Here is a 23,015-nt window from a genome sequence, read left to right as displayed (position 1 = left end):
GCTGGAGTGGTTGCGGAGCGGGTGGCTTCATTGTGCACCCTCAGCACCTTAGTTGAGCCATGAAAAACGTGAAAGAGCTATTGCACAACTTTCTGGAACAATCCGCCCGGAAAGCGTCCCTCGCAGAGGATGTGCACGCTACTTCGGATTCGCGCGCAGCACTTCGAGGCGCTGGCGGTATTCGGTCTCGTCGATCTCACCGCGGGCGTAGCGTTCGCGCAGCACCCCTTCTGCACCCTGGGTGGCGGCCCAGTGGTGGTTGTGCCGCCAACTGCGGCGCGCGAAGAAGATGAAGAAGCCGATCACCAGAATCCAGAAGAGCGGGATCAGCAGGAACAACGGCCAGAAGCCACCGCCGTCCCACGGGCCGTGGGCGGCGACGGCGGCAGGCACGTTGGCTGCCAGAGCGCTCAGTGATGTGAACATGTCAGGGTCCAAACTCTTGGCGGTCAGGTCCGGCGTTTCCGGGCCGTCCGAGCCTCTTTGCGGCTCTGCATCCAGTCTGTTTTCCGGGCCACCGGAATACGTCTGCCCCAGGGAGGCAATCCGGGCCCGCTGCCTACTCCCCCGGGAGACCGCCGAGTGCTTCAGCTGCTCCAGCCGGGCCGGACCAAGCCCGATTCGTAGGCCAGGACCACCAGCTGGGCCCGGTCCCTCACCATGAGCTTGTTCATGATCCGGGAGACGTGGGTCTTCGCGGTGAGCGGCGTGATGAAGAGCCGCTCGGCGATCTCGGCGTTGTTCAGCCCTTCACCCACCAGCGCCAGCACTTCGCGTTCGCGCCCGGTGATCTGCTCCAGTGCCACCGGTTCCGCGGACGCCCGGCTGTGCAGGGCCAGCTGGGCCATGATGCGGCGGGTCACCGACGGCGAAAGGAGGGCGTCGCCGTCGTGCACCACGCGCACCGCGCGGATGAGCTCCGCCGGTTCGGTGTCTTTGAGCAGGAATCCCGCGGCACCGGCCCGCACGGCTTCGGCGATGTATTCGTCCAGTTCGAAGGTGGTGAGGATGATGATCCGGGTTCCGGCCAGCCGCGGCTCCGCCATGATCCGGCGGGTGGCGTCCAGGCCGTCGCCGTCGGGCATGCGGATGTCCATGAGCACGACGTCCGGCGCCTCCCGCAGGGCCAGCCCGACGGCGTCCCTTCCGGTTCCGGCCTCGCCCACCACCTGCATGTCCGGCTCCGCGTCCAATAGCGCGCGGAAGCCGGCGCGGATGAGGGTCTGGTCGTCGGCCAGCAGGATGCGGATCATGGTCCGGTCCCTTCTGCCAGAGGAAGCGTTGCTTTGACCCGCAGGCCTCTGTTCGGCGGAAGACCGTCCAGCGGCAGCAGGGCGAGGCTGCCGCCCAGCGCTTCCACCCGCTCCCGCATCCCGGTGAGCCCGTTGCCCGGTTCCGCCCCGCCCTGCTTCGACCAGTCCAAGCCTGCGCCGTCGTCGTCGACCGTCACCTCCAGCGTGTTCCCGGCAAGCGCAAGGCGCACGACGGCGGTCGACGCACCGGAGTGCCGGCGGACGTTGCTCAGCGCTTCCTGGACCACCCGGTAAGCCGCCTCCTGCTGCGCCTCACCCGCCCCGGGCAGCTCCGGAGGGCCTTCCAGGTCCACTCTGAGGCCGGCCAGCCGGGCATGCTCCACCAGTTCCGGAATCCGGGCCAACCCGGGCCGTGCCCCCGGATGCAGCGGGGCATCTTCGCGCAGCACGCCCAGCAGTTGCCGGACCTCGGCCAGGGATTCCTTGCTGGCCGCCTTGATCGCCTCCAGTGCCGGGCGGAGCCGCTCGGGTTCATTCGCGCCCAGGTGCAGGGCCACGGAGGCCTGGACGTTGATCATGGACAGCGAATGGGCCACGACGTCGTGGATATCCCGGGCGAGGGTGAGCCGGTATTCGTCCCGCTCTGCCTGCTCGGCGGCCGCACGCCGGCGGCGGTACTCGGCCAGCTGTTCCCTGCGCCGCCGGAACCCCTCGCCCAGGAGCACGAGGATGGCCGCCCAGGCCGCGGCGGCGGAGAAACGAAGAGGCCAGGCCTCGTCGCCGACAAGCAGGGACCAGAGCAGGACTGTCGCCGCTGCACTGCCGGCGCCGAGCCAGGCCAGCCAGCGCAGCCCCGCCGCCGCGCTCAGCATCAGCGACACCGCGAAGGACACCACCACAGGACCCCAGGGGTAGCCGGCCAGGAGGTAGGCAAGGGCTGCGGCGAAGGTCAGGGGCACCATCAGCACCGGCATGCGGCGGCGCAGCAGGAGGGCGGCAGGACCGGCAAGGAGCTGCACCAGGGCGAGCGCGTCAAGGGGCCGGGCGCCGGCCTGGTGGCTGGCGGCGAAGGCCGTCCCGAGCACCTGGATCAGCGCCACCCCGATGGCGATGAAGGACGTGGGCGGCCCCTTGCGCCTGCCGAATCCGGGGCCCGGGCTGAAACGGGGTCCCCCGTCGAAGCCGCGTCCGCCACTGAAACCACGCTGCATGCTCCGAGCCTAGCCCCAGGTGCGGCCGGCGTCGTCCGGTTCAGGGAGCAAGGCGCCTACTCCCGCGGGAGTAGCCGGCCGGCCGGAGTCGCGCTCTGTTGAATGGCCTGTTGCCCGGCCCTGTTTTGCGGCCCACGCCGGGCGTACCGTGGTCAACGTTGGGGGACTTCCGGTAAGCAACAGCGCTTGTCTGCAAGGAGGACCAGAAATGCCAGCAAACCGCACACTCAAACCGCTCGCCGTGCTGGGCGTCATCACCGCCCTGGTAGCCGGGGGCGCCGGTGCCGCCACCGCCAATCCGGGAGGGACCCCGGCGATCCCGCTGAACACCGAGCAGGAAACCACGGGCTCGAACACCGGGGCCAGCGGCTTCTTCAGCTACACGATCGAGGGCGGAGAACTCTGCTACACGCTGACGGCGCGGAACCTTTCCGCCGCGGCGGGGGCGGCCCACATCCACCTCGCTCCGCGCGGCGTCGCCGGCCCTGTACAGGTGCCCCTCACCGTGGGCAGCGGAACCAGTTGGACCCAGGACGCCTGCACCACAGCCGACCCCGCGCTCCTCGCGGCGATCGCGGCCAGCCCCCGCAGCTACTACGTCAACGTGCACACCCCTACGTTCCCGGGTGGTGAGATCCGCGGACAACTGAAGTAGGGCGGACGCAAGCTGCCCGGAAACGGCGACGGCGGCAGCCGGGCTGGCTGCCGCCGTCGTCGGGGCGGGTGGACGCACAGCGGTGCGTCCTGTTCATTTGCCGTTCGGGCGGAGGGTCAGGCCTTGGCGGCTGCCCGTTCCGCCGCTTCGACCACATTGGTCATGAGCAGCGCGACGGTCATCGGACCGACGCCGCCCGGGTTCGGCGAAATCCAGCCGGCCACCTCGGCGGCGGCGGGGTCGATGTCGCCGTGGACGCGGCTCTTGCCGGTCTCCGGATCGGTTTCACGGGTGACCCCGACGTCGAGCACCGCGGCGCCTGGCTTGACGTCGGAGGCCTTGACGACGTGCTTCGCACCCGCAGCACCTACGATGACGTCGGCCTGGCGGAGCAGTTCCGACATGTTGGTGGTGCCGGTGTGGGTCAGGGTGACCGTGGCGTTGATTTCACGCCGGGTTAGCAGCAGCCCGATGGAGCGGCCGATGGTCACGCCGCGGCCCACCACCACCACGTGCTTGCCGTTGAGGTCGTAACCGTTGCGCTGCAGGAGCTCGATGACGCCGCGGGGCGTACACGGCAGCGGCGAGGTGATCTTGCCGTTGACGTTCAGTACCAGCCGGCCGAGGTTGGTCGGGTGCAGGCCGTCGGCGTCCTTGTCGGGATCGATCCGTTCCAGGATCGCGTCCGTGTCAAGGTGCTTGGGCAGCGGCAGCTGGACGATGTAGCCGTGGCAGGCGGGGTCCGCATTGAGCTCGTCAATGAGGGCCTCGACCTGTTCCTGGGTGGCATCCTCGGGCAGCTCGCGCTGGATCGAGTTCATCCCGATCTCGTGCGACTGCTTGTGCTTCATGGACACGTACAGCTGGGAGGCCGGGTCGGCGCCGACCAGCACGGTGGCGATGCCAGGCGTGATGCCGCGCGCCTTGAGCGCCGCGACCCGTTCCGTCAGCTCGGCCTTGATGGCGGCCGAGGCCGCCTTGCCGTCGAGGATCTTTGCAGTCTGTTCCATTGTTGGGGTCACCACTGTTCGTGCTCGGGGTAAAGCGGGAAGTCTGCAGCCAGCTTGTCGACGCGCGCCTGAAGGGCCTCGACGTCGGTGGCGGAGCCGGACTTCAGCGCGGTGGCGATGATGTCAGCGACCTCGGTGAACTCGGCGGCGCCGAAGCCACGGGTGGCCAGGGCCGGGGTGCCGATACGCAGGCCGGAGGTGACCATCGGCGGGCGCGGGTCGAACGGCACGGCGTTGCGGTTGACTGTGATGCCCACGGAGTGCAGGAGGTCTTCGGCCTGCTGGCCGTCCAGCTGGGAGTTGCGCAGGTCAACGAGGACCAGGTGCACATCAGTGCCGCCGGTGAGGACCGAAACGCCGGCCTCGGCGACATCGGCCTGGGTGAGGCGCTCGGCGATGATCTTGGCGCCTTCCAGGACGCGCTGCTGGCGCTCCTTGAATTCCTCGCCCGCGGCGATCTTGAAGGCCACGGCCTTGGCGGCGATGACGTGCATCAGCGGGCCGCCCTGCTGGCCCGGGAAGACGTTGGAGTTGATCTTCTTGCCGTACTGCTCCTTGGCCAGGATCACGCCGGAGCGCGGGCCGGAGAGGGTCTTGTGCACGGTGGAGGTGACGACGTCGGAGTGCGGCACCGGGCTCGGGTGCAGGCCTGCTGCGACGAGGCCGGCGAAGTGGGCCATGTCCGTCCAGAGCAGTGCGCCAACCTCGTCCGCGATGGAGCGGAAAGCGGCGAAGTCCAAGTGGCGCGGGTAGGCGGACCAGCCGGCGATGATGACCTGCGGCTTTTCGGCGATGGCCTGCTCGCGGAGCTTGTCCATGTCCACGCGGAAGGTGTCTTCTTCCACCTGGTAAGCGGCAACCTTGTACAGCTTGCCGGAGAAGTTCAGCTTCATGCCGTGGGTCAGGTGGCCGCCATGGGCCAGGGAAAGGCCGAGGATCTTGTCACCCGGGTTGATCAGGGCGGAGAGGGCCGCGGCGTTGGCCTGGGCGCCGGAGTGCGGCTGGACGTTGGCGTACTCGGCACCGAAGAGGGCCTTGACACGGTCGATGGCCAGTTGCTCGGCGATGTCGACGTATTCACAGCCGCCGTAGTAGCGCTTGCCCGGGTAGCCCTCGGCGTACTTGTTGGTCAGAACGGACCCCTGTGCCTCCATGACGGCACGGGGAGCGAAGTTTTCGGAAGCGATCATTTCCAGGGTGCCGCGCTGGCGGCCGAGTTCCTGTTCCAGGACGGCTGCGATCTCGGGATCGAGTTCGGCAAGCGGCTGGTTACTGATGGTCGCGGAGGTGATGTTGGTCGACACAAAGATCTCCTGGCTAGGGAACTGGTACTTCTCACAGGTCAGGCTACCGTCTGGCATATCCGCCGTGCTCTTGATTACGGGGCAAGGCAGGCCAAAGGCAAGACATGACCCTCGGCCCAGGCGTACGATCCGTGGTCTTCATCCTTGCCGCTCCCTGGTGGTTCACCACCCAACGCCAGTCGCGACGGTCTTAACAGTACAGCAGCCCTGCGACGGTAGGCTTGTCTGGTGATTGACTCCACCCCTCCCGCGTCTTTTGTTGTCACCCTGTCCTGCCCGGACCGGCCCGGAATCGTCCACGCCGTGGCCGGCGCCCTGCTTGGGGCCGGATGCAACATTGCCGATTCCCAGCAGTACGGCAGCCCGACCACCGGGAACTTCTTCATGCGGGTGGAAGCCACCACGTCGTCCACGCAGGACGGGCTGGCAGCGGCCCTGGAGCCGGTGGCGGCGGAGTTCGGCATGAAGTGGGACATCAACCCCGTGGGCCGGAAGCTGCGGACCCTCATCATGGGTTCCAAGGACGCGCACTGCCTCAACGACCTCCTCTTCCAGCAGCGCAGCGGCACCCTGCCCATCGACGTGCCGGCCATCGTCTCCAACCACCGGGACCTCGAAGGCCTCGCCGCGTTCTACGGCATCCCGTTCCACTACATTCCCGTCACCGCGGATACCAAGCCGCAGGCCGAGGCACGCCTGCTGGAGCTGATCAAGGCACACGACGTCGAACTGACCGTGCTCGCCCGCTACATGCAGGTGCTCTCCAATGAGCTGTGCGCCGAGCTCAGCGGCAAGGCCATCAACATCCACCACTCCTTCCTGCCGTCCTTCAAGGGCGCCAAGCCCTACCACCAGGCCCACGCCCGCGGCGTGAAGCTGATCGGCGCCACCGCCCACTACGTCACCGCGGACCTGGACGAGGGCCCTATCATCGAGCAAGAGGTCATCCGGGTGGACCACGCCCGCACTGCCGCCCAGTTCGTCCAGATGGGCCGGGCCGTCGAAGGCCGCACCCTGGCGCAGGCCGTGCAGTGGCACGCCGAGCACCGGGTACTGCTGGACGGCACCCGGACGGTCGTCTTCAACTAGGCCCGGGTCGTTCCACCGGGCAAACAACATTTCGGGAGGCGAAACCGGCGCAGCCCGCCCCGTGGCGGAAACTCCAAGCCCGCCCTCTCCGTTCCGTTGAGGTTTACCCTTGATCCATGGAGGGGGAACAACGTCCGCTCGGCCACAAAGGCAACGACCATGAGCCCGGCGGCTATGAAATCGACCTTGCGACGTACTACAACCGCGAGGCTGCTGCCCGGGACGCGCGTCCGCTGACTCCGCGGCGGGTGGCTTGCCGGGAGTGGTTCATCAGCTTCCTCAAGTCCGAACATCGGCACGGCCTGCTCGAACTCGGCTGCGGTTCCGGCGTCGACGGCCTCGGCTTCATCCAGGCCGGGCTGCACTACGCCGGGGTCGACCTCTCGGAAGAAAGCGTCCGCCTGGCCCGCGCGAAGGGCCTGGACGCCTCGGTGGCCAACGGCCGCGCGCTTCCGTTCGCGGACGCCGCATTCCCCGCGGCCTGGACGATGAGCACCCTGCTGCACGTGCCCAACAACGCAATCGACGATGTCGTCCGCGAACTCGTGCGGGTCACCGCACCCGGTGCGCCGATCGCCGTCGGGCTCTGGTCAGGCGACGACGAAGAGGTCCTGAACCCGGAGGACGACATCGAACCACGGCGCTTCTTCAGCCGCCGCAGCGACGCCGCGGTGCGGGAGATCTTCGGCCGGCACGGCGTAGTGGAGCATTTCGAGACGTGGCCGGAGGGCCAGGGCGCCGAATCGGGACCCGGCGCCGGGCAGTGGGTGCAGCACTATCAGTTCCTGGTGCTGCGGACGCCCGCCCCGCCCAACTAGCTCGCAGTTGTTGTCGTTATGGGCGCCCATAACGACAACAAATGCGACCCAGTTGGGTCAGCGCTGTCTACTAGGCTTGCCTGCATGGCTCCCATTTACACCTTCGCCGGGGACACCCCGGAGATCCATGAAACCGCCTTCGTGGCACCCAGCGCTTCGATCATCGGCAAGGCCAGCCTGGGCGAAAACGCGAGCGCCTTCTACGGCGTCTCGGTGCGCGCCGACACCGCCGCGATCCGCGTGGGCGCGGGCTCGAACCTGCAGGACAACGTGGTGCTGCACGCCGACCCCGGCTTCCCCTGCACCGTGGGCGAGCGCGTCAGCGTGGGCCATTCCGCGGTCGTGCACGGCTGCACGGTCGAGGACGACTGCCTCATCGGCATGAGCGCAACCATCCTCAACGGGGCGGTAGTCGGCAGCGGCTCGCTCGTGGCCGCGGGCGCCGTCGTGCTCGAAGGCACGGTCATCCCGCCCCGCTCACTCGTGGCCGGCGTCCCGGCGAAGGTCCGCCGCGAGCTCAGCGACGAGGAGTTCGAGGGCGTCAAGCACAACGCCGCGCACTACATTGAGCTCGCCGCGGCGCACCGGGAGATGCACAGCTAGGCGCGAAATCAGTGGCCGGGTCCGCCCGGAGGCGGCCCTCCGCCGTCGCTTGGACACGACGCATGAGGACCCCTTCGGTCGCTGAGCGACCTCCGGGGCCCATGCGCCGCGATGCGCGCCTACACGAAGGACCGCAACCGGGCTATTGCGTCGCTTGCAGTAAGCAGCCCCAGCCCCCTAGTCCAGGCTGATCGGCCCGTACTCGGCCAGCAGCTCGCCCGGTCCGGGGTTGCCTGCCGCGGAACTGCCGCCCAGGTGGTTCACCACGCCCCACACGGCGTTCAGGCCGGTGGTGACGGCGCCTTCGGCCCAGCCGGCGGTCCAGGAGACGTCGTCGCCGGCCAGGAAGATGCCGCGGTGGCGCGCCTCAAGCTGAGACTGTTCGAAGTGGGTGTAGAGCCGCTGTTGGTACCGGTAGTGGCCTGGCAGGTTGGCCTTGAAGGCACCCATGAAGTTCGGATCCGATTCCCAGGACACGGTGATCGGCTGGCCCACGATGTGGCTGCGGATGTCCAAGCCCGGGTAGATCTGTTCCAGGGAGTGGATCATGAGGTCGGCACGCTGTTCGGCGTCCAGGCTCAGCCACTTGAGGGCGTCATCGTTCCACGTGTAGGAAAGCAGGATGACGGCAGGCTGGTCCGGGCCGTTGTCCAGCAGGTAGGTGCCACGCGTGAGGCGGTCCGTGAGGGTCATGGACATGACCTCCTGGCCGGTCTGCGGGTCGCGGTCCTTCCAGAACGGACGGTCCACCATCACGAAGGTCTTGGAAGACTGCATGTAGTGCGAGCGCTCGATCGCGGTCCACAGCTCGGCCGGGAACAGGGCCTCCTCGGTCTTGATCCTCGTGGAGAGCAGCCAGGACTGGCAGGTGGTCACGACGGCGGCATACTCGCTGCTGCGGCCCCAGCGTTCGGTGACGGCGATCCGGGAGGTGGGGGCGCCGTCGTCGTCGTTCACGCGGGCGATCCCCGCCACGGCGCCACGCGGCGAACCGGAGTGCAGGGACGCCAGCGAGGTGCCGTCCGGCCAGTGGGCCATGCCCGACGGCGCGTGGTTCCAGAGTGCCTCCGGCAGGCGTTGCGCTCCCCCGGCGATGCCGCGGTGGTGGTCGTCGGCGTCGGTGTAGACCACACGGAGGATTTCCAGGATGGAGTTGGGGAAGTCGGTGTCCCAGCCGCCGGTGCCGAAGCCCACCTGGCCGAAGGCCTCGCGGTGTGCGAAGCCGGCTTCCTTGAAGGCGCGGCTCTTGGCGACGAAGCCGGAGAAGGTCTCCTCATCGAAGTCTTCCAGGAGTCCGTTCCACAGCTCCTTGATGCGGGCGGTGTCGCGGGCCTTGATGGCCTCCTGCATTTCCTCGAAGCGGGCATCCTCGCGCAGGGCGGCGCGCCAGGCCTCGGCCACCTCGTGGAAGAACGCGGGCAGGTCCGATGCCTTCTCGGCATAGAACTTCTCGCCCTTGAGCTCGATCACGGTGCTGGAGGTGGGCGGGGCGAGCGGGTTAGGGAACTCCTGGGTTTCGAGGCCCAGCTTGTCGATGTAGTGGTACAGGGCCTTGCTGGAGACCGGGAAGCGCATGCCGCCCAGGTCCGCCACCACGCCGGGCGCGGCCGGGAAGGATGCGGTGCGCAGGCGTCCGCCGATCTGGTCGGCCTCGTAGACCACGGGCTTGAGGCCGAGCTTCATGAGCTCGTAGGCGGTGACCAGCCCGGACACGCCTGCGCCGACGACGGCCACTTCAGTGCCGTACAGCTCGTCCGGGACGCTGCCCAGGCCCGCCGGGTGCTGCAGGTAGTGGTCGTAGCTGAACGGGAAGTCAGGGTTCAGCATGGTGATCGGGGCACTTTCCGTCTCCGCCGGGACGGACCCAACGGGTGCGCTTGCGGGCAGTTCGGTGGCGGTGGTCATCAAAGTCCTGCCTTCACGGTTTCCGGGTCGGTTTCCTCGTCGACCCTGGCGGATAGTTCACGGTAGTCCTGCTCACTGAGGGCGGCTACCTTCGAGTTGCGGCGTCCATAGCCGAAGTAGAGTCCGATTCCCACGAGCATCCACGCCCCGAACACCAGCCAGGTTTCGGCACCGAGGTTGGCCATCAGGTAGGCGCACATGAGGGTGCCCAGGATGGGGGTGAGCGGGTACAGCGGGACGCGGAAGTTGCGCTTGAGGTCCGGGCGGTTGCGGCGCAGGTAGATCACGGCCACGTTGACCAGGGCGAAGGCGAAGAGGGTGCCGATGCTAGTGGCGTCCGCGAGCGCCCCGAGCGGGATGAAGCCGGCGGTGAGTGCGACGGCGATGCCCACGATCAGGGTTCCGGCCACCGGAGTGCCGGTGCGGCGGGAGACGCGGCCGAAGACCTTCGGCACCAGGCCGTCGCGGGACATGGAGAGCAGGATGCGGGTCTGGCCGTAGAGCACCGTGAGCACGATGCTGGCGATGGCCATCACGGCCCCGACGGCGAACACCAGGGCGATCCACGGCTGGTGGGTAGTCTCTTGGAGGATCTGCACCAGGGCGGCTTCCGTGCCATCGAACCAGCCCCAAGGGCGGGCGCCGATGGCGGCCACGGCCACCAGGACGTAGATGCTGGTGACGATCAGCATGGAGAGCATGATGGCCCGCGGCAGGTCCCGCTTGGGGTTCTTGGCTTCCTCACCAGCGGTGGAGGCGGCGTCGAAGCCGATGTAGGAGAAGAACACACGGGAGGCTGCGGCGGAGACACCGGCGGCGCCCATGGGCATGAGGGGTTCGAAATTGCCGGCGTTGAAGGCAGTGAAGGCCACGGCGCAGAAGAAGACCAGGATGCCCACCTTCACGGCGACGATCGCGGTGTTGATCCAGGCGCTTTCGCGGGCGCCCCGCACCAGCAGCACCATGGCCAGCAGGACAATCACGACGGCGGAGATGTTGACCGCTCCACCCTCAACCGGGGACAGTGCGAGGGCATCGGGCAGGGCCAGGCCGAAGACGCCGAGGGTCTCGTTGACGTACTGGCCCGCGCCAACCGCCACGGCGGCCACGGAGACGGCGTATTCCAGGACCAGGCACCAGCCGCAGATCCAGGCCATGCCTTCACCCATCGTGGCGTAGGAGTACGAGTAGCTGGAGCCGGCCACCGGGACGAGGCCCGCCATCTCGGCGTAGGACACGGCCGAGAGCAGGGCCGCGAAACCGGCAATCACGAAGGAGATCCAGATGGCGGGTCCGGCCAGCGGCACGGATTCGCCGAGGATCACCAGGATGCCGGTGCCCAGGGTGGCGCCTACGCTGATCATGGTCAGCTGCAGGACACCGAAGCTGCGGCGGAGCGGGGTGCCGCCTTCGCCGTTGCCGGCCTCTTCAACCATCTGGTTGATCGGCTTGCGGCGCAGCAACTGCGCGCCGAGGCCGGGCCGGCTGGCGCCGGCCTTTGTTGCGGGGTTGGCGGACACAGTCACCGTTGACGTCCCTTCGAAGTAGTTGCGCTTTCCTCGGTCAACGGTATCTTGTGAGCTAGCTCTCAAGTTGGTGCAAAGTGACCTATAGTCAACTTACATGAGACGTAATGCACTCGAAGACCCGGCTCCTGGCGCGGCGGCCGGACCCTCGTTGACGGCGCAGCCGCAGGGACCTTTGGGGGCCGTCACGCTGGAGCAGCTCCTCGCCCAGTTGCCGGCCGGCATGCGGATCCTGCACGATGCCGGAAGCCGGGGAGACGGCGCGGCGGAACCTCTTCGCTGGGTGGAACCCAGTGAGCTCGAGGACCCCACGCCTTATGTCCCCGAAGGCGAGTTCCTGCTCACCGCGGGCTTGCCCTTTAGGGGCGACGGCGGCACCCCGGAACGCATCGACGCCTATGTCCGGCGCCTGGTGGCCGCGAAAGTGCGGGCCTTGGGCTTCGGCGTCCGGCCCTATTTCGACGAGGTTCCGGAGGGCCTGCTCGAAGCCTGCCGCCGCCACGGGCTCACCCTGATCGAAGTTCCCGAGTCCATTCCCTTCGCAGCGATCGGCCTGGAGTTTTCGCAGCTGCTGGAATCGGACAACGCCCGGGTGTTCCGCCAGCTCGCGGAGATCAACCGGCAACTGATGCGGGCGGTCCTCTCCCCCAGGCCCGAACACGAACTCCTGGCCGCCCTGGTCCAGCGGGTGCCTGTGTGGGCCCTGCTGTTCGGGGCCGACGGACGGGTCCGGGCGCGGGCGCACGGCGCCGGCAGCCACACCGGCGCCGGCGGCAGCACCGGCGTCGAGCTTTCCCTGCTGGAACCCATGCTGCAACGTCTGCTCTCCGGCAGCGGTCCGCGCGTGGAGATGGACGGCTTCGAGCAGCCGGGTTCGGCGATGGTGTTCGGCCATCCGCTGCGCAGCACCAAGGACGCCAACCTGGGGGCCCTGATCCTGGGCTCTGACGATGCCCTCACTCCCGCGCAGAACAACGTGGTGCAGTCGGTGGTGGGCCTGTTGGAGCTGCTGGTTCGTCAGCGCACCAGCGGTTCGCTCGCGCCCAGCCAGCTCGCGACGGCGCTGCTGCTGCACCCGGACAGCCTGGCCTCCGGAGGCACCCGGCACGTGAACGGACTCAAGGACCTGCTGGCGCAGAGCCTGTCTTCCAGCCGCTCCGCCGCCGTCCGCGTGGTCCAGGGCATCAAGGCCGACTCCCCCGACTGGCCCGCCGGGGACAGCCCGGTGCGGGAACTGCTGCAGTGGCGGCGGCTGTTCGACACCAAGCTCGTGGAGATCACGGACTACGGTTTCGCCGCGCTCACCCGGCTGAAGGTGGACGACGCCTTGGTTACGGAGGTCGAGAAGCTTGGTTGGCGCCTGGTGATCGGCGACGCGGCGGAGCTCGGGAGCCTGTCCGCCGCGTACCAGCGGGTGTCCTCGCTGCGCTCGAAGGTGCAGTCCAGCGGGCGCAGCGCCCGGGTGGACGAGGTCAGCTGGAGCGTCACGGGACTGCTCGGCCGGGAGGCCGGGACCATGCTCGCCGCCCGCCTGCTGGAGCCGGTGTTGGCGCTCGACGCCGGGAAGCGGGACCCGCTGCTGGCTGTCCTGCGCGGCTGGCTGGCGGAGAACGGGAGCTGGGATGGTTCCGCCAAGCGCCTGGGCCTGCACCGCAACAGCGTCCGCCGGCAGATCGGCCAGGTGGGCGACTTGCTGGGCAGGGACCTCAACGACGCCCAGGTGCGCGCCGAGTTGTGGATCGCGCTGCAGTACGCGGACGAGCTGCCGGACTCCTAGGAGACGGTCCGAGCCCCGCTCCGTCGAAAACCGTCCCCTTGAACACCGTCCCCTTGAACACCGCCCCACCATTCCAGCACACGTGTGCCATAAAAAGTGAGCCACTTGGATGGTTCACCGGCCGGCACGTCCACCTCGAACCAGACTTCGCCGGGGTGGCGGCGCTCCTGGATCCACCGGCCGTCCGGTCCGCGGGCGGCACGGATGGTGTCGATCGCCTCGCGAAGGCGTGGATCGGGGCCGGTGCCGTCGTGGAGCGAGGCCGCACGGAAGTAGTCCGCCGCGTTCAGCACGCTGTAGAACCACCGGAACGGGTACGCGAAGCGGCTGGCCCAGTGTGCCACCTGCTCCCCCGTTGACCTCCGGTACAGCAGTCGGCGCTCCAGCAGGTATTCCTCGCCTGCGCGCCGGGCCGCGGTCAATTCCCCGCCGCCGAGGCCTGCCCGCTGGTAGGACAGCAGGCCCTTCAGGGAGTTCAGGGTCGAGTGGAAGGACGAGCGCGTGGAGCCTTCCACCCAGTCGCAGTTCCAGCCGCCGTCGGACAGCCGATGCTCCACGAACCAGCGGGCGAGTCCGGATACGTCCGCACCGAGCCATGCCCCGTTCGCCAGGGTGTAGGCGTTGATGCAGCAGTCCACTTCGCCGCCCCAATACGGGAGGTTGTCGTATTCCCAGCGGCTGTTGGCCTCGAGCAGCTCTGCCGTGCCTGCCAGGGCTCCGGCGTCCAGGCCCCAGTCCCGTAACGCGTTGAGCGACCAGGTGGTGGCGGTCCATGGTTGGCCGGGTTCTTGGGATTCGAAATCATACCCGGCCGGGAAATACGCACCGCCGGCCCATTGCCCGTCCGGATCCTGCAGCCCGAGCAGCCGGGCGCCGAAGCCTTCACTTGCAACGCGGTTGCGAGTCTCCTGCCACACCCCGGGCGGGGCGTGGGCGAGGTCGCGCTCCACCTGCCAACGAAGGGCAGGGTCCGAATCCAGCAGCCAGCCAAGCAGGGCGGGTTCAACGGCCATGGGCGGGAGGCTACCAGCAGCCGAAGCAGTGGTCCATGGCCGCCCGCTTCAGGCCGTCAGGCGCCCTGGCCGGGGGCTTCCCATTGCCGGTACAGCTCGGGACGCCGTTCCCGCAGGTACGGCACCTTCTCCCGCGCGGCCAGGGCGTCCGCCCCGGACACCTCGGCGAACAGCAGCACGGGCCCCTCGCCGGCCGCCGCAAGCAGCGCACCGTCGGGTCCGGCCACCACGCTGCCGCCCGCGAAATCGCAGCCGTCCTCGTGCCCGCTGTGGTTGGCGTAGGCCACCGTGAGCTGGCTCTCCAGTGCCCGGGCCCGGAGCAGCAGCTGCGGGACGGCGTCGAACCCGGCGGACAGGGCGGTGGGCACCAGGAGCAGTTCGGCGCCGCGGACGGCGGCCGCACGCACCGCTTCCGGGAATTCGACGTCGTAGCAGATCAGCAGGGCGGCACGCAGTCCCTCGAAGTCGACGACGGCGGGAGCCTCCGACGCCGGGCTGAAGGCCTTGCGCTCGTCCGCACCGAAGAGGTGGACCTTGCCGTAGTCGAGCAGGGTTCCGCCGCTGCGGTCCAGGAGGGTGGCGGTGATCCGGCGTGCTCCCGTGGCATCGCAGACGGGGAGGCTGTATACGAGGCCGATCCCGTGCCGGCGCGCGATCCCGGCGAGGCGTTCCCGGAGTGCCGGAAGCCCCGAATAGTCGAATTCCGCATCGATCCGCAGAGGCGCGTAGCCCACCGGGAAAAGTTCGGGGGTGAGCAGCAAGGAGGCGCCGGCGGCAGCAGCACGGCGGGCCGCCTCGTCGATGGCCGCCAGGTTGGCGTCGGCGTCCAGAACAGCGGCGTTTGCCTGCAGCACGGCCAGCAGCATCTTTACCCCTTCAATGGCTCTTGGATTGTGTTCCCACCATACGCAGCACGGACGCGGGCGTTTCGGGACGATTGGACCCGGCTTCGTAAGCCCGGGGATGGAACGCACCACGAAAGCCGTTGGCTCCAGGGGTCCGCAGAGTCACCCGGGGGACCATGCCGGGCCCATCCAGCCAGCTCGCACGGCATTCGCATGTGTTAACTTCTTGACTGCAAATGTGCTTTTGGTGCAGGCTTCTTAAATGCCCGCAACGACGCGCTCGGCAACGAGCCCCCACAGGAACCCCGGCTCGCAATCAGCCCCAGGTTCTCAATCAGCCTTGCGCCACCTCAATCAGCAGCGCATCATCGAGTGCCTGCTCGGCGGACCGGCCACCCAGGCCGAGCTCTCCCGGCAGACCGGCCTCTCGACGGCCACGGTGTCCAACATCGTGAAGATCATGCAGGGGGCCGGGCTCGTTTCCACGGAACCGGTGACCAGCTCGGGCCGCCGGGCACTGAGCGTACGGCTCAACAGCCACGGCGCCGTCGCCGTAGGCATCGATTTCGGCCGCCGCCATCTCAGGGTGGTCCTGGCCTCCCTGGGCTACCAGGTGATCGCGGAGGAAACCGTCACCCTGCCCCTGGGCCATCATGCGGAAGAAGGCATCGCGGCCGCCGTCGATCTCCTCCAAAAACTACTCGCGGAAAACGGCGTCGAACGCCGCGCGGTGGTGGGCGCCGGAGCCGGAATCGCCGGGCCGATCGACCGCCGCACCGGCACCGTGGCGCAGGGCGCGATCCTGCCCGAATGGGTCGGATTCCAGATCCTCGAGCGCCTTGAGCGGGCCCTGGAAATGCCCGTGTACGTTGACAACGACGCCAATCTCGGCGCCCTGTCCGAAGTCACCTGGGGGCCGCACAGCGGGGTCAATGACCTCATGTTCCTGAAGATCGGCTCGGGTATCGGTTCCGGGCTGATCGTCAACGGGGCGCCCTACTACGGGGCGGTTGGAATCACCGGCGAGATCGGCCACGCCACCATCCATGAATACGGTGCCATCTGCCGCTGCGGCAACCGCGGCTGCCTGGAAACGGTGGCCTCCACCACGACCATGATCGAGCTCCTCGGCAAGAGTGCAGGCAGGAACCTGGAGCCGGTGGACATCGTGCGCAACGCCCTGGCGAAGGATCCCGCGACCCTGCGGGTGATCGACGACGCCGGCCTCGCCGTCGGCCGTGCCCTGGGCAATGTGGCCAATCTGATCGGGCCCGAAGTGATCGTAGTGGGCGGCCCCCTGGCCGGGCTGGGCGAAACCCTCCTTGCCCCGATCCGGCGCGGCCTGGTCCGTCATGCCGTTCCGGTTGTCGGCGAGACGACCATCTTGACCATGTCCTCCCTCGGCGCCCGCGCCGAGGCCCTGGGGGCTGCCGCACTGGTGTTCCAGCACGCGGGGATCAGCACCGGCTGACGGCCGGAAACCGACGCGACCGTCACCGTCCCCGAAAAAAGTCTTGCGTTCAACTCTTGACGACAAGACCGGTGATCCAGTTTACTTTTTCATCAGACAGCCCCGGATTCCTTCCGGGAGACAACGACGTCATGCATTGGAGGCGTAGGGCCTATGACGACACCCACAACGCACAAGGATCCGCTGATCTTGGAAATGCGGTCCATCACCAAGGAGTTCCCCGGGGTGAAGGCCCTGTCGGAAGTGAACCTCCGGGTCAAGGCCGGCGAAGTACACGCGATCTGCGGCGAGAACGGCGCCGGCAAATCCACCCTCATGAAAGTCCTCTCGGGCGTCTACCCCCACGGCAGCTACAAGGGAGACATCGTCTACCAGGCCGAGGTGCAGCAGTTCAAGGACATCCGGGCCAGCGAACACGCAGGCATCGTGATCATCCACCAGGAACTGGCACTGATCCCCGAGCTCTCCATCACGGAAAACATCTTCCTCGGCAACGAACCCACCAAGCGCGGCGTGATCGACTGGGCGGAAGCCCGCCGTCGTTCGATCGAGCTGCTGGCCCGCGTGGGGCTGCGCGAGAACCCGGACACCCCGGTCAAGGAAATCGGCGTCGGCAAGCAGCAGCTCGTGGAAATCGCGAAGGCCCTGAACAAGTCGGTCAAGCTGCTCATCCTGGACGAGCCCACCGCGGCCCTCAACGAATCCGATTCCCAGCACCTCCTGGACCTCATCCTGGGCCTCAAGGGCAAGGGGATCACCTCGATCATCATTTCGCACAAGCTCAACGAGATCGAACAGATCGCCGACTCCATCACGATCATCCGCGACGGCAAATCGATCGAAACCCTTGACGTCAAGGGCGACGGCGTGGACGAGGACCGCATCATCAAGGGCATGGTGGGCCGCTCCTTGGAATCCCGTTTCCCGGACCACGTCCCGGAACTGGGCGACGTGCTGCTCGAGGTCAGAGACTGGACGGTGGGCCACCCGCAGGTACCGGACCGGCTGGTCTGCAAAGGCTCGAACTTCACCGTGCGCAAGGGCGAGATCGTGGGCTTCGCCGGACTCATGGGTGCCGGCCGCACCGAACTGGCCCGCAGCATCTTCGGCCGCTCCTACGGGAACTTCATCTCTGGCAGCATCTACAAGAACGGCAAGGAACTGCACATCCGCAACGTCCCCCAGGCCATCGACGCCGGCCTGGCCTACGTCACCGAGGACCGGAAGGTCCTCGGCCTGAACCTGCTGGACGACATCAAGACCACCACCGTCTCGGCCAACCTGAAGGCCATCACGAACGGCCTTGTAGTGGACGAACGCAAGGAATTCGCCATCGCCGAGGGCTACCGCAAGAGCCTGCGGACCAAGGCCCCGAGCGTGAACGAAGGCGTCGCCAAACTCTCCGGCGGAAACCAGCAGAAGGTGGTCCTGGCCAAATGGATGTTCACGGACCCGGACATCCTGATCCTCGACGAGCCCACCCGGGGCATCGACGTCGGCGCGAAGTACGAGATCTACGGCATCATCCAGGAGCTCGCCAGGCAGGGCAAGGGCGTGATCGTGATCTCCTCCGAGCTCCCGGAACTCCTGGGCCTTTCCGACCGGATCTACACCATCTTCGAAGGCGCCATCACCGGCGTGCTGGACAAACAGCACGCCACCCAGGAAAGCCTGATGAAACTCATGACCTCAGCGGCACGCCCCGGCAACGGCACCGCACCCCAGACTCTGAACGCATAAGCCCGCAAGGACGGAAACCCCTATGAATGCACTCAAGCGGATCTTCGGCGGTGACACCCGGCAGTTCGGCATGATCATCGCCCTCGTGGCGCTGGTCCTGTTCTTCCAGCTGTTCACCAGCGGCAAGGTCCTGACGCCTACCAACATGATCAACCTGTTCAACGGCAACTCCTACATCCTGGTGCTTGCCATCGGCATGGTGATGGTCATCATTGCCGGCCACATCGACCTTTCGGTCGGATCCGTGGCCGCAGCCGTCGGCATCGTTGTGGCGATCGCCATGCGGGACTGGGGTGTGCCCTGGTACCTCGGCATCCTGCTCGGCATCGTCCTGGGTTCGGTGATCGGCGCCTGGCAGGGATTCTGGGTGGCCTATGTCGGCATCCCGGCGTTCATCGTGACCCTGGCCGGCATGCTGCTCTTCCGCGGCCTCAACCAGTTCGTGGGCAAGTCGCTCACCGTGCCCGTGCCAGACGAGTTCCGTGTGATGGGTTCGGGCTTCCTCCCCGAAATCGGCGACTTCGCCCGTTACAACTGGCCCACCGTCATCCTCGGCGTGCTCCTGGTGCTCGGCCTCGTCTACCTGGAGTTCCGCAAGCGCCGCCTCGAAGCCAAGACCGGCAGCTCCCCCGATCCCCTGTGGGTGCCGATCGTCCGCCTCGGCCTGCTGGCTGCCGCCATCATCTACGTGACCTGGCTCTTCTCCACCGGCCGCTACGGCACCTCCTTCCCGGTCTCCGGCCTGATCCTCGTGGGCCTGGTGGCCCTGTATGCCTTTGTCACCACCAAGACCGTCATCGGCCGCCACGTCTACGCGGTGGGTGGCAACCGCCACGCGGCCGAACTGTCCGGCGTGCGTTCCAAGCGGGTCAACTTCCTGGTCATGCTGAACATGTCCGTCATGGCTTCCCTGGCCGGCATGATGTTCGTGGCACGCTCCACCAGCTCCGGTCCCGCGGACGGCGTGGGTTGGGAACTTGACGCCATCGCGGCCGTGTTCATCGGCGGCGCCGCGGTCTCCGGCGGTGTCGGCACCGTCATCGGCTCGATCGTCGGTGGCCTGGTCATGGCTGTCCTGAACAACGGCCTGCAGCTGCTCAGCGTCGGCGCCGACATGCAGTCCATCATCAAGGGCCTCGTCCTGCTGATCGCCGTCGCGATCGACGTCTACAACAAGAGCCAGGGCCGCCGCTCCATCATCGGCATGCTGATGAACGGACTGAAGAGCAACCAGCCGCCCACCACGGCGGACGAAACCACCAGGACCAGTGACATCATCGCTGCCCCCGAGCCGGCGGAACCCGCCAAGTAAACCCGCGACGGCGCCACGCAACCGGCGTCATTGGACACAGAAAGAGAAGCAACCATGCGTAAACTCGCAAAAACCCTGACCGTCCTCGCGGCAGTAGCAACCCTCTCCCTCACCGCGTGCGGCCGCTCCGACACCGACTCCGAAGCCGCGAAGGCCGGCACCGCGCTCAGTGGCTTCCCGCAGGACTCGGTGATCGGCGTCGCCCTCCCCAAGAAGACGTCCGAAAACTGGACCCTTGCCGAAAACCTCTTCAACTCAGGTCTCACCAAGGCGGGTTTCAAGCCGAACGTGCAGTTCGCCAACAACGGCGTCTCCGAGCAGCAGAACCAGATCTCCACCATGATCACCTCGGGCGCCAAGGTCATCATCGTCGGTGCCGTGGACGGCGCCCAGCTGGGCACCCAGCTGCAACAGGCCAAGGACGCCGGCGCGGTGATCATCGCGTACGACCGGCTGCTCACCAACACCAAGGCCGTGGATTACTACGTGGCCTATGACAACTTCAAGGTGGGCGAGCTCCAGGGCCAGGCCCTGCTCAACGGCCTGAAGGCAAAGAAGCCCTCCGGCCCGTACAACGTCGAACTGTTCGCCGGTTCCCCGGATGACGCCAACTCGAAGGTGTTCTTCGACGGCGCCATGAGCGTGCTGAAGCCGAAGATCGACGATGGCACCCTGAAGGTGGTCTCCGGCCAGGCAGACTTCACCAAGGCCGTCACCCAGGACTGGAAGCCGGAGAACGCCCAGCGCCGCATGGACTCCCTGCTTTCTGGCAGCTACGCCTCCGCCACCCTGGACGGCGTGCTCTCCCCGAATGACACCCTTGCCCGGGCCATCCTGACCTCGGTGAAGTCCGCCGGCAAGCCCACCCCCGTCGTCACCGGTCAGGACTCCGAGCTGGAGTCGGTGAAGTCGATCATGGCCGGCCAGCAGTACTCCACCATCAACAAGGACACCCGCAAGCTGGTTGAGCACGCCATCACCATGGTCAAGGACCTGCAGCAGGGCGTGGCGCTTGAGATCAATGACAACCGCAACTACAAGAACGAATTCAAGCGCGTTCCGGCGTACCTGCTTCCCCCGGTGATCGTCACCAAGGAGAACGTGAAGACGGCCTACGTGGACGATCCGGTGCTCGGCCCGATCACCAAGTAACACGCGTCAACAAGAGTGATGCCCGGCCCCTGAGGGGCCGGGCATCACTCGTTTAAGGCTTCACGACGTGGCTTCACAGCGCAAACATAGCTTCGTGCTGCAATCCGCACAGGAGCGGGCGCGATTGTTGGATCCGACGCCGGCGATTCCGGCCGGCACCGGATCACTAGGAGAACCGTGAGCGTCCTTGCCCGCAGCGTCGGCAACGCCTTCCGCAACAAGATCAGAACGGCAGCCGTGGTGGCAGTCCTGGCCGTCGCCATCGGCCTGGCCCTGTCCATGCTCGTCGCCAACCAGGCCGTATCCGCCAAAGTCCAGGAGCTGAATGCCTCCGTGGGCACCGTCCTCACCGTCAATCCGGCCGGCGGCCAGGGATTCGAAGGAGGCGGCGAACCCCTCACCGCCGCCGAAGCGGCCACTGCGGCGGCCGTCTCCAACGTCGACTCCGTAGTGGGGACCAAGGCGCTGCGGCTTCGTACCGAAACCACGACGTCGGACACCACCGGCACTGCCGCCGGCGCCGCCCAGCCAGGCGGCGGAGGACCCGGCGGGCAGACGGCCAGCGTCACCACCAGCCTGACGGCAGCCATCGACGCCGGCACGCTCGGCAACCGGAACAACGCGGGCAACACCACCACCGGGACCGGGACCGGGCAGGTGCGCACGTTCGCCCTGCCGATCACCGCCACCGGCATCGGCGCCGAGGTGGACACCGCAGGCAAGACCCTGGACATCACCAGCGGCACCGGCCTGGGCAACTACGCCGCGGCAAGCACCAAAGCCCTTGTGGGAACCACCCTCGCGGAGAAAAACAGCCTCAAGGTCGGCTCCACCTTCACCATCGCCGCTAAGGCGTTCACCGTTGCGGGCATTTTCGACGCCGGCACCACCTTCGGCAACAACGCCGTCTACCTGACGCTGCCCGAGGCACAGGCCCTCGCCGAGACCCCCGGCGAACTCTCCAGCATGGTGGTCACGGTCAACAGCATGGCGAACGTGGACGCTGCCAAGACGGCCCTCCAGGCAGTACTGGGCACAGGCAAGGCCGACGTCACCCAGGGCCAACGCAACCTCGCAACCGCTGTCAGCTCCCTCAACAGCGTCATGGGCATCTCCCTCGTGGCCTACATCGCGGCGCTGGCCACGGCAGGACTCATCATCCTGCTCATCATGGTTATGCTGGTCCGCGAGCGCCGTCGCGAAATCGGAGTCCTGAAGGCCATCGGCGCACGCAACCGCACCATCGGCCTGCAGTTCGTCCTCGAAGCCCTGGTCCTGGTGGCACTCGGCAGCGTCGTCGGCGCGGCGATCGCCTGGTTCGCCAGCGGCGGCATCGCCTCGGCGCTGATCAGTTCAAACAGCACCACGGGTGCCACTGCCCAGCGCGGCTCCGGCGGCTTCGGCGGCGGCTTCGGCGGCCAGGGCGGGCCCTTCGGCGGCGCTACCCAGCTGCTGACGTCCGTCACCGCGAGTGCCTCCCCCGGCGTGATCGCCGCCGGCATCGCCGCAGTGTTCGCGGTCGCCGTCGTCGGGGCCCTCGTTCCGGCCCTGCTCACGGCCCGCATCCGCCCCATCGAAGTCCTCCGAGGAGAATAGCCATGATTGAAGTCAAGGACCTGGTCCGCCAGTTCAAGTCCGGCGACCGCACCATCAAACCGGTCAACGGCGTCAGTTTCGAACTCGGGAAAGGCGCGCTGGCGTCCATCGTGGGCAAGAGCGGCAGCGGCAAGAGCACCCTGTTGTCCCTCCTCGGGGCGCTGGACAAGCCCACCAGCGGGGACGTCGTCGTCGATGGAATCAGCCTGGCCGGCCTCCCGGACAGCAAGCTGACCGAGTACCGCCGCCGCGACATCGGCTTCGTCTTCCAGCAGTTCAAGCTGATCGAAAACCTCAGCGCCGTGGACAACGTGATGCTGCCGATGGAGTTCGCGGGCGTCCGCAAATCTGCGCGGGCCCAACGCGCCAGGGACCTGCTGGAGCAGGTGCAACTGGATCCCGAGAAGCACTCGCGCCGGATCAACCGCCTCTCCGGCGGCGAGCAGCAGCGTGTGGCGATTGCCCGTGCCCTGGCCAACGAGCCCAAGCTGATCCTTGCCGATGAGCCCACCGGGAACCTGGACGAGCAGACCGGCGAGCACATCATCGAGCTGTTAAGCTCGCTCAGCCGCAACCACAACACCACCATCCTGGTGGTCACCCACGACCGCAGTTTGGCCAGGAAGGCGGACCGCAGGTTCCGGCTGCTGCAGGGCCAGCTGAGCGAAGAGGTGACGGCCGGGACGTGACCGCCGCCGGTTCTGATGGATACCGCCGGGCTGGCGGTACCCGTCA

20 protein-coding genes and 1 riboswitch are annotated in these 23,015 nt (G+C 67.4%); of the genes, 11 read left to right on the top strand and 9 right to left on the bottom strand.

Annotated features, from left to right (window positions below; genetic code table 11):
• Nucleotides 1–138 precede the first annotated feature (138 nt).
• The 3 genes from ACN9M4_RS05225 to ACN9M4_RS05215 all read right to left on the bottom strand — a co-directional run bounded on the left by ACN9M4_RS05225 (nt 139) and on the right by ACN9M4_RS05215 (nt 2,464).
• Entirely contained in the window at nt 139–426 is a 288-nt protein-coding gene (locus ACN9M4_RS05225; RefSeq protein ID WP_426302503.1) for an SHOCT domain-containing protein, read from the bottom strand.
• A gap of 161 nt (nt 427–587) precedes the next feature.
• Nucleotides 588–1,253 carry a response regulator gene (locus ACN9M4_RS05220; protein ID WP_426302502.1) on the bottom strand — a complete coding sequence of 222 codons (666 nt, stop codon included), beginning with the start codon at nt 1,251–1,253 and terminating at the stop codon, nt 588–590.
• Nucleotides 1,250–2,464, bottom strand: a complete 1,215-nt coding sequence (locus ACN9M4_RS05215) for a sensor histidine kinase (protein WP_426302501.1) — start codon at nt 2,462–2,464, stop codon at nt 1,250–1,252. Before ACN9M4_RS05215 ends, ACN9M4_RS05220 begins: the two co-directional genes overlap by 4 nt.
• 208 nt (nt 2,465–2,672) lie before the next feature.
• Between ACN9M4_RS05215 and ACN9M4_RS05210 the strand changes: the two genes are divergently transcribed.
• Nucleotides 2,673–3,119, top strand: coding sequence for a CHRD domain-containing protein (locus ACN9M4_RS05210; RefSeq protein ID WP_426302500.1), 447 nt, complete (start codon nt 2,673–2,675; stop codon nt 3,117–3,119).
• Nucleotides 3,120–3,235: 116 nt separating this feature from the next.
• Here the strand turns inward: ACN9M4_RS05210 and ACN9M4_RS05205 are convergent, their stop codons facing one another.
• Nucleotides 3,236–4,129: a bifunctional methylenetetrahydrofolate dehydrogenase/methenyltetrahydrofolate cyclohydrolase gene (locus tag ACN9M4_RS05205; protein ID WP_426302499.1), complete on the bottom strand. Its 894-nt coding sequence runs from the start codon at nt 4,127–4,129 to the stop codon at nt 3,236–3,238.
• An 8-nt stretch (nt 4,130–4,137) separates the two neighbouring features.
• On the bottom strand, nt 4,138–5,433 hold the full coding sequence (gene glyA, locus ACN9M4_RS05200; protein WP_426302498.1) for a serine hydroxymethyltransferase: 1,296 nt from the start codon (nt 5,431–5,433) through the stop codon (nt 4,138–4,140).
• Between the two features lie 107 nt (nt 5,434–5,540).
• A riboswitch (ZMP/ZTP riboswitch) is annotated at nt 5,541–5,626 on the bottom strand.
• A 32-nt stretch (nt 5,627–5,658) separates the two neighbouring features.
• Here glyA and purU point away from each other — a divergent pair.
• The 3 genes from purU (at nt 5,659) to ACN9M4_RS05185 (ending at nt 7,943) form a co-directional block, all read left to right on the top strand.
• A complete protein-coding gene (purU, locus tag ACN9M4_RS05195) occupies nt 5,659–6,522 on the top strand; it encodes a formyltetrahydrofolate deformylase (protein WP_426303392.1) in 864 nt (287 codons plus the stop codon).
• Nucleotides 6,523–6,638: 116 nt separating this feature from the next.
• Nucleotides 6,639–7,340, top strand: a complete 702-nt coding sequence (locus ACN9M4_RS05190; protein WP_426302497.1) for a class I SAM-dependent methyltransferase — start codon at nt 6,639–6,641, stop codon at nt 7,338–7,340.
• An 84-nt stretch (nt 7,341–7,424) separates the two neighbouring features.
• Nucleotides 7,425–7,943 carry a gamma carbonic anhydrase family protein gene (locus tag ACN9M4_RS05185; protein WP_426302496.1) on the top strand — a complete coding sequence of 173 codons (519 nt, stop codon included), beginning with the start codon at nt 7,425–7,427 and terminating at the stop codon, nt 7,941–7,943.
• 177 nt (nt 7,944–8,120) lie between these two features.
• Here the strand turns inward: ACN9M4_RS05185 and ACN9M4_RS05180 are convergent, their stop codons facing one another.
• Together ACN9M4_RS05180 and ACN9M4_RS05175 are read right to left on the bottom strand one after the other, a co-directional pair.
• Complete coding sequence (locus ACN9M4_RS05180; RefSeq protein WP_426302495.1) at nt 8,121–9,848, bottom strand: flavin monoamine oxidase family protein; 1,728 nt, start codon at nt 9,846–9,848, stop codon at nt 8,121–8,123.
• Nucleotides 9,848–11,284, bottom strand: coding sequence for an amino acid permease (locus ACN9M4_RS05175; RefSeq protein ID WP_426303391.1), 1,437 nt, complete (start codon nt 11,282–11,284; stop codon nt 9,848–9,850). Before ACN9M4_RS05175 ends, ACN9M4_RS05180 begins: the two co-directional genes overlap by 1 nt.
• Nucleotides 11,285–11,471: 187 nt before the next feature.
• On the opposite strand from ACN9M4_RS05175, the gene ACN9M4_RS05170 reads away from it, so the two are divergent.
• On the top strand, nt 11,472–13,151 hold the full coding sequence (locus ACN9M4_RS05170) for a PucR family transcriptional regulator (RefSeq protein ID WP_426302494.1): 1,680 nt from the start codon (nt 11,472–11,474) through the stop codon (nt 13,149–13,151).
• On the opposite strand, the gene ACN9M4_RS05165 is transcribed toward ACN9M4_RS05170, so the two are convergent.
• Both ACN9M4_RS05165 and ACN9M4_RS05160 read right to left on the bottom strand, forming a co-directional pair.
• Nucleotides 13,148–14,164: a squalene cyclase gene (locus tag ACN9M4_RS05165; protein WP_426302493.1), complete on the bottom strand. Its 1,017-nt coding sequence runs from the start codon at nt 14,162–14,164 to the stop codon at nt 13,148–13,150. The genes ACN9M4_RS05170 and ACN9M4_RS05165 overlap by 4 nt on opposite strands.
• 56 nt (nt 14,165–14,220) lie before the next feature.
• A complete protein-coding gene (locus ACN9M4_RS05160; protein ID WP_426302492.1) occupies nt 14,221–15,030 on the bottom strand; it encodes a nitrilase-related carbon-nitrogen hydrolase in 810 nt (269 codons plus the stop codon).
• A 241-nt stretch (nt 15,031–15,271) separates the two neighbouring features.
• Between ACN9M4_RS05160 and ACN9M4_RS05155 the strand changes: the two genes are divergently transcribed.
• The 6 genes from ACN9M4_RS05155 to ACN9M4_RS05130 all read left to right on the top strand — a co-directional run bounded on the left by ACN9M4_RS05155 (nt 15,272) and on the right by ACN9M4_RS05130 (nt 22,969).
• On the top strand, nt 15,272–16,480 hold the full coding sequence (locus ACN9M4_RS05155) for an ROK family transcriptional regulator (protein WP_426302491.1): 1,209 nt from the start codon (nt 15,272–15,274) through the stop codon (nt 16,478–16,480).
• A 153-nt stretch (nt 16,481–16,633) separates the two neighbouring features.
• On the top strand, nt 16,634–18,220 hold the full coding sequence (gene mmsA / locus ACN9M4_RS05150) for a multiple monosaccharide ABC transporter ATP-binding protein (protein ID WP_426302490.1): 1,587 nt from the start codon (nt 16,634–16,636) through the stop codon (nt 18,218–18,220).
• A gap of 22 nt (nt 18,221–18,242) precedes the next feature.
• Complete coding sequence (mmsB, locus tag ACN9M4_RS05145; RefSeq protein WP_426302489.1) at nt 18,243–19,532, top strand: multiple monosaccharide ABC transporter permease; 1,290 nt, start codon at nt 18,243–18,245, stop codon at nt 19,530–19,532.
• 54 nt (nt 19,533–19,586) lie between these two features.
• Entirely contained in the window at nt 19,587–20,684 is a 1,098-nt protein-coding gene (locus ACN9M4_RS05140; RefSeq protein ID WP_426302488.1) for a substrate-binding domain-containing protein, read from the top strand.
• Nucleotides 20,685–20,861: 177 nt separating this feature from the next.
• Nucleotides 20,862–22,280 (top strand): ABC transporter permease, encoded by a 1,419-nt coding sequence (locus ACN9M4_RS05135; RefSeq protein WP_426302487.1) that lies wholly within the window; start codon nt 20,862–20,864, stop codon nt 22,278–22,280.
• 2 nt (nt 22,281–22,282) lie between these two features.
• Entirely contained in the window at nt 22,283–22,969 is a 687-nt protein-coding gene (locus ACN9M4_RS05130; protein WP_426302486.1) for an ABC transporter ATP-binding protein, read from the top strand.
• Nucleotides 22,970–23,015 lie beyond the last annotated feature (46 nt).

Source organism: Arthrobacter sp. R-11 (assembly GCF_049913155.1).
GTDB lineage: Bacteria > Actinomycetota > Actinomycetes > Actinomycetales > Micrococcaceae > Arthrobacter.
This window is presented reverse-complemented; position numbering and strand designations above follow the sequence as displayed.

Coding starts and splice junctions, on each gene's coding strand:
- ACN9M4_RS05225 (WP_426302503.1), bottom strand. CDS start 426: ATGTTCACATCACTGAGCGCTCTGGCAGCCAACGTGCCTGCCGCCGTC.
- ACN9M4_RS05220 (WP_426302502.1), bottom strand. CDS start 1,253: ATGATCCGCATCCTGCTGGCCGACGACCAGACCCTCATCCGCGCCGGC.
- ACN9M4_RS05215 (WP_426302501.1), bottom strand. CDS start 2,464: ATGCAGCGTGGTTTCAGTGGCGGACGCGGCTTCGACGGGGGACCCCGT.
- ACN9M4_RS05210 (WP_426302500.1), top strand. CDS start 2,673: ATGCCAGCAAACCGCACACTCAAACCGCTCGCCGTGCTGGGCGTCATC.
- ACN9M4_RS05205 (WP_426302499.1), bottom strand. CDS start 4,129: ATGGAACAGACTGCAAAGATCCTCGACGGCAAGGCGGCCTCGGCCGCC.
- ACN9M4_RS05190 (WP_426302497.1), top strand. CDS start 6,639: ATGGAGGGGGAACAACGTCCGCTCGGCCACAAAGGCAACGACCATGAG.
- ACN9M4_RS05185 (WP_426302496.1), top strand. CDS start 7,425: ATGGCTCCCATTTACACCTTCGCCGGGGACACCCCGGAGATCCATGAA.
- ACN9M4_RS05180 (WP_426302495.1), bottom strand. CDS start 9,848: ATGACCACCGCCACCGAACTGCCCGCAAGCGCACCCGTTGGGTCCGTC.
- ACN9M4_RS05175 (WP_426303391.1), bottom strand. CDS start 11,284: ATGGTTGAAGAGGCCGGCAACGGCGAAGGCGGCACCCCGCTCCGCCGC.
- ACN9M4_RS05170 (WP_426302494.1), top strand. CDS start 11,472: ATGAGACGTAATGCACTCGAAGACCCGGCTCCTGGCGCGGCGGCCGGA.
- ACN9M4_RS05165 (WP_426302493.1), bottom strand. CDS start 14,164: ATGGCCGTTGAACCCGCCCTGCTTGGCTGGCTGCTGGATTCGGACCCT.
- ACN9M4_RS05160 (WP_426302492.1), bottom strand. CDS start 15,030: ATGCTGCTGGCCGTGCTGCAGGCAAACGCCGCTGTTCTGGACGCCGAC.
- ACN9M4_RS05155 (WP_426302491.1), top strand. CDS start 15,272: ATGCCCGCAACGACGCGCTCGGCAACGAGCCCCCACAGGAACCCCGGC.
- mmsA (WP_426302490.1), top strand. CDS start 16,634: ATGACGACACCCACAACGCACAAGGATCCGCTGATCTTGGAAATGCGG.
- mmsB (WP_426302489.1), top strand. CDS start 18,243: ATGAATGCACTCAAGCGGATCTTCGGCGGTGACACCCGGCAGTTCGGC.
- ACN9M4_RS05140 (WP_426302488.1), top strand. CDS start 19,587: ATGCGTAAACTCGCAAAAACCCTGACCGTCCTCGCGGCAGTAGCAACC.
- ACN9M4_RS05130 (WP_426302486.1), top strand. CDS start 22,283: ATGATTGAAGTCAAGGACCTGGTCCGCCAGTTCAAGTCCGGCGACCGC.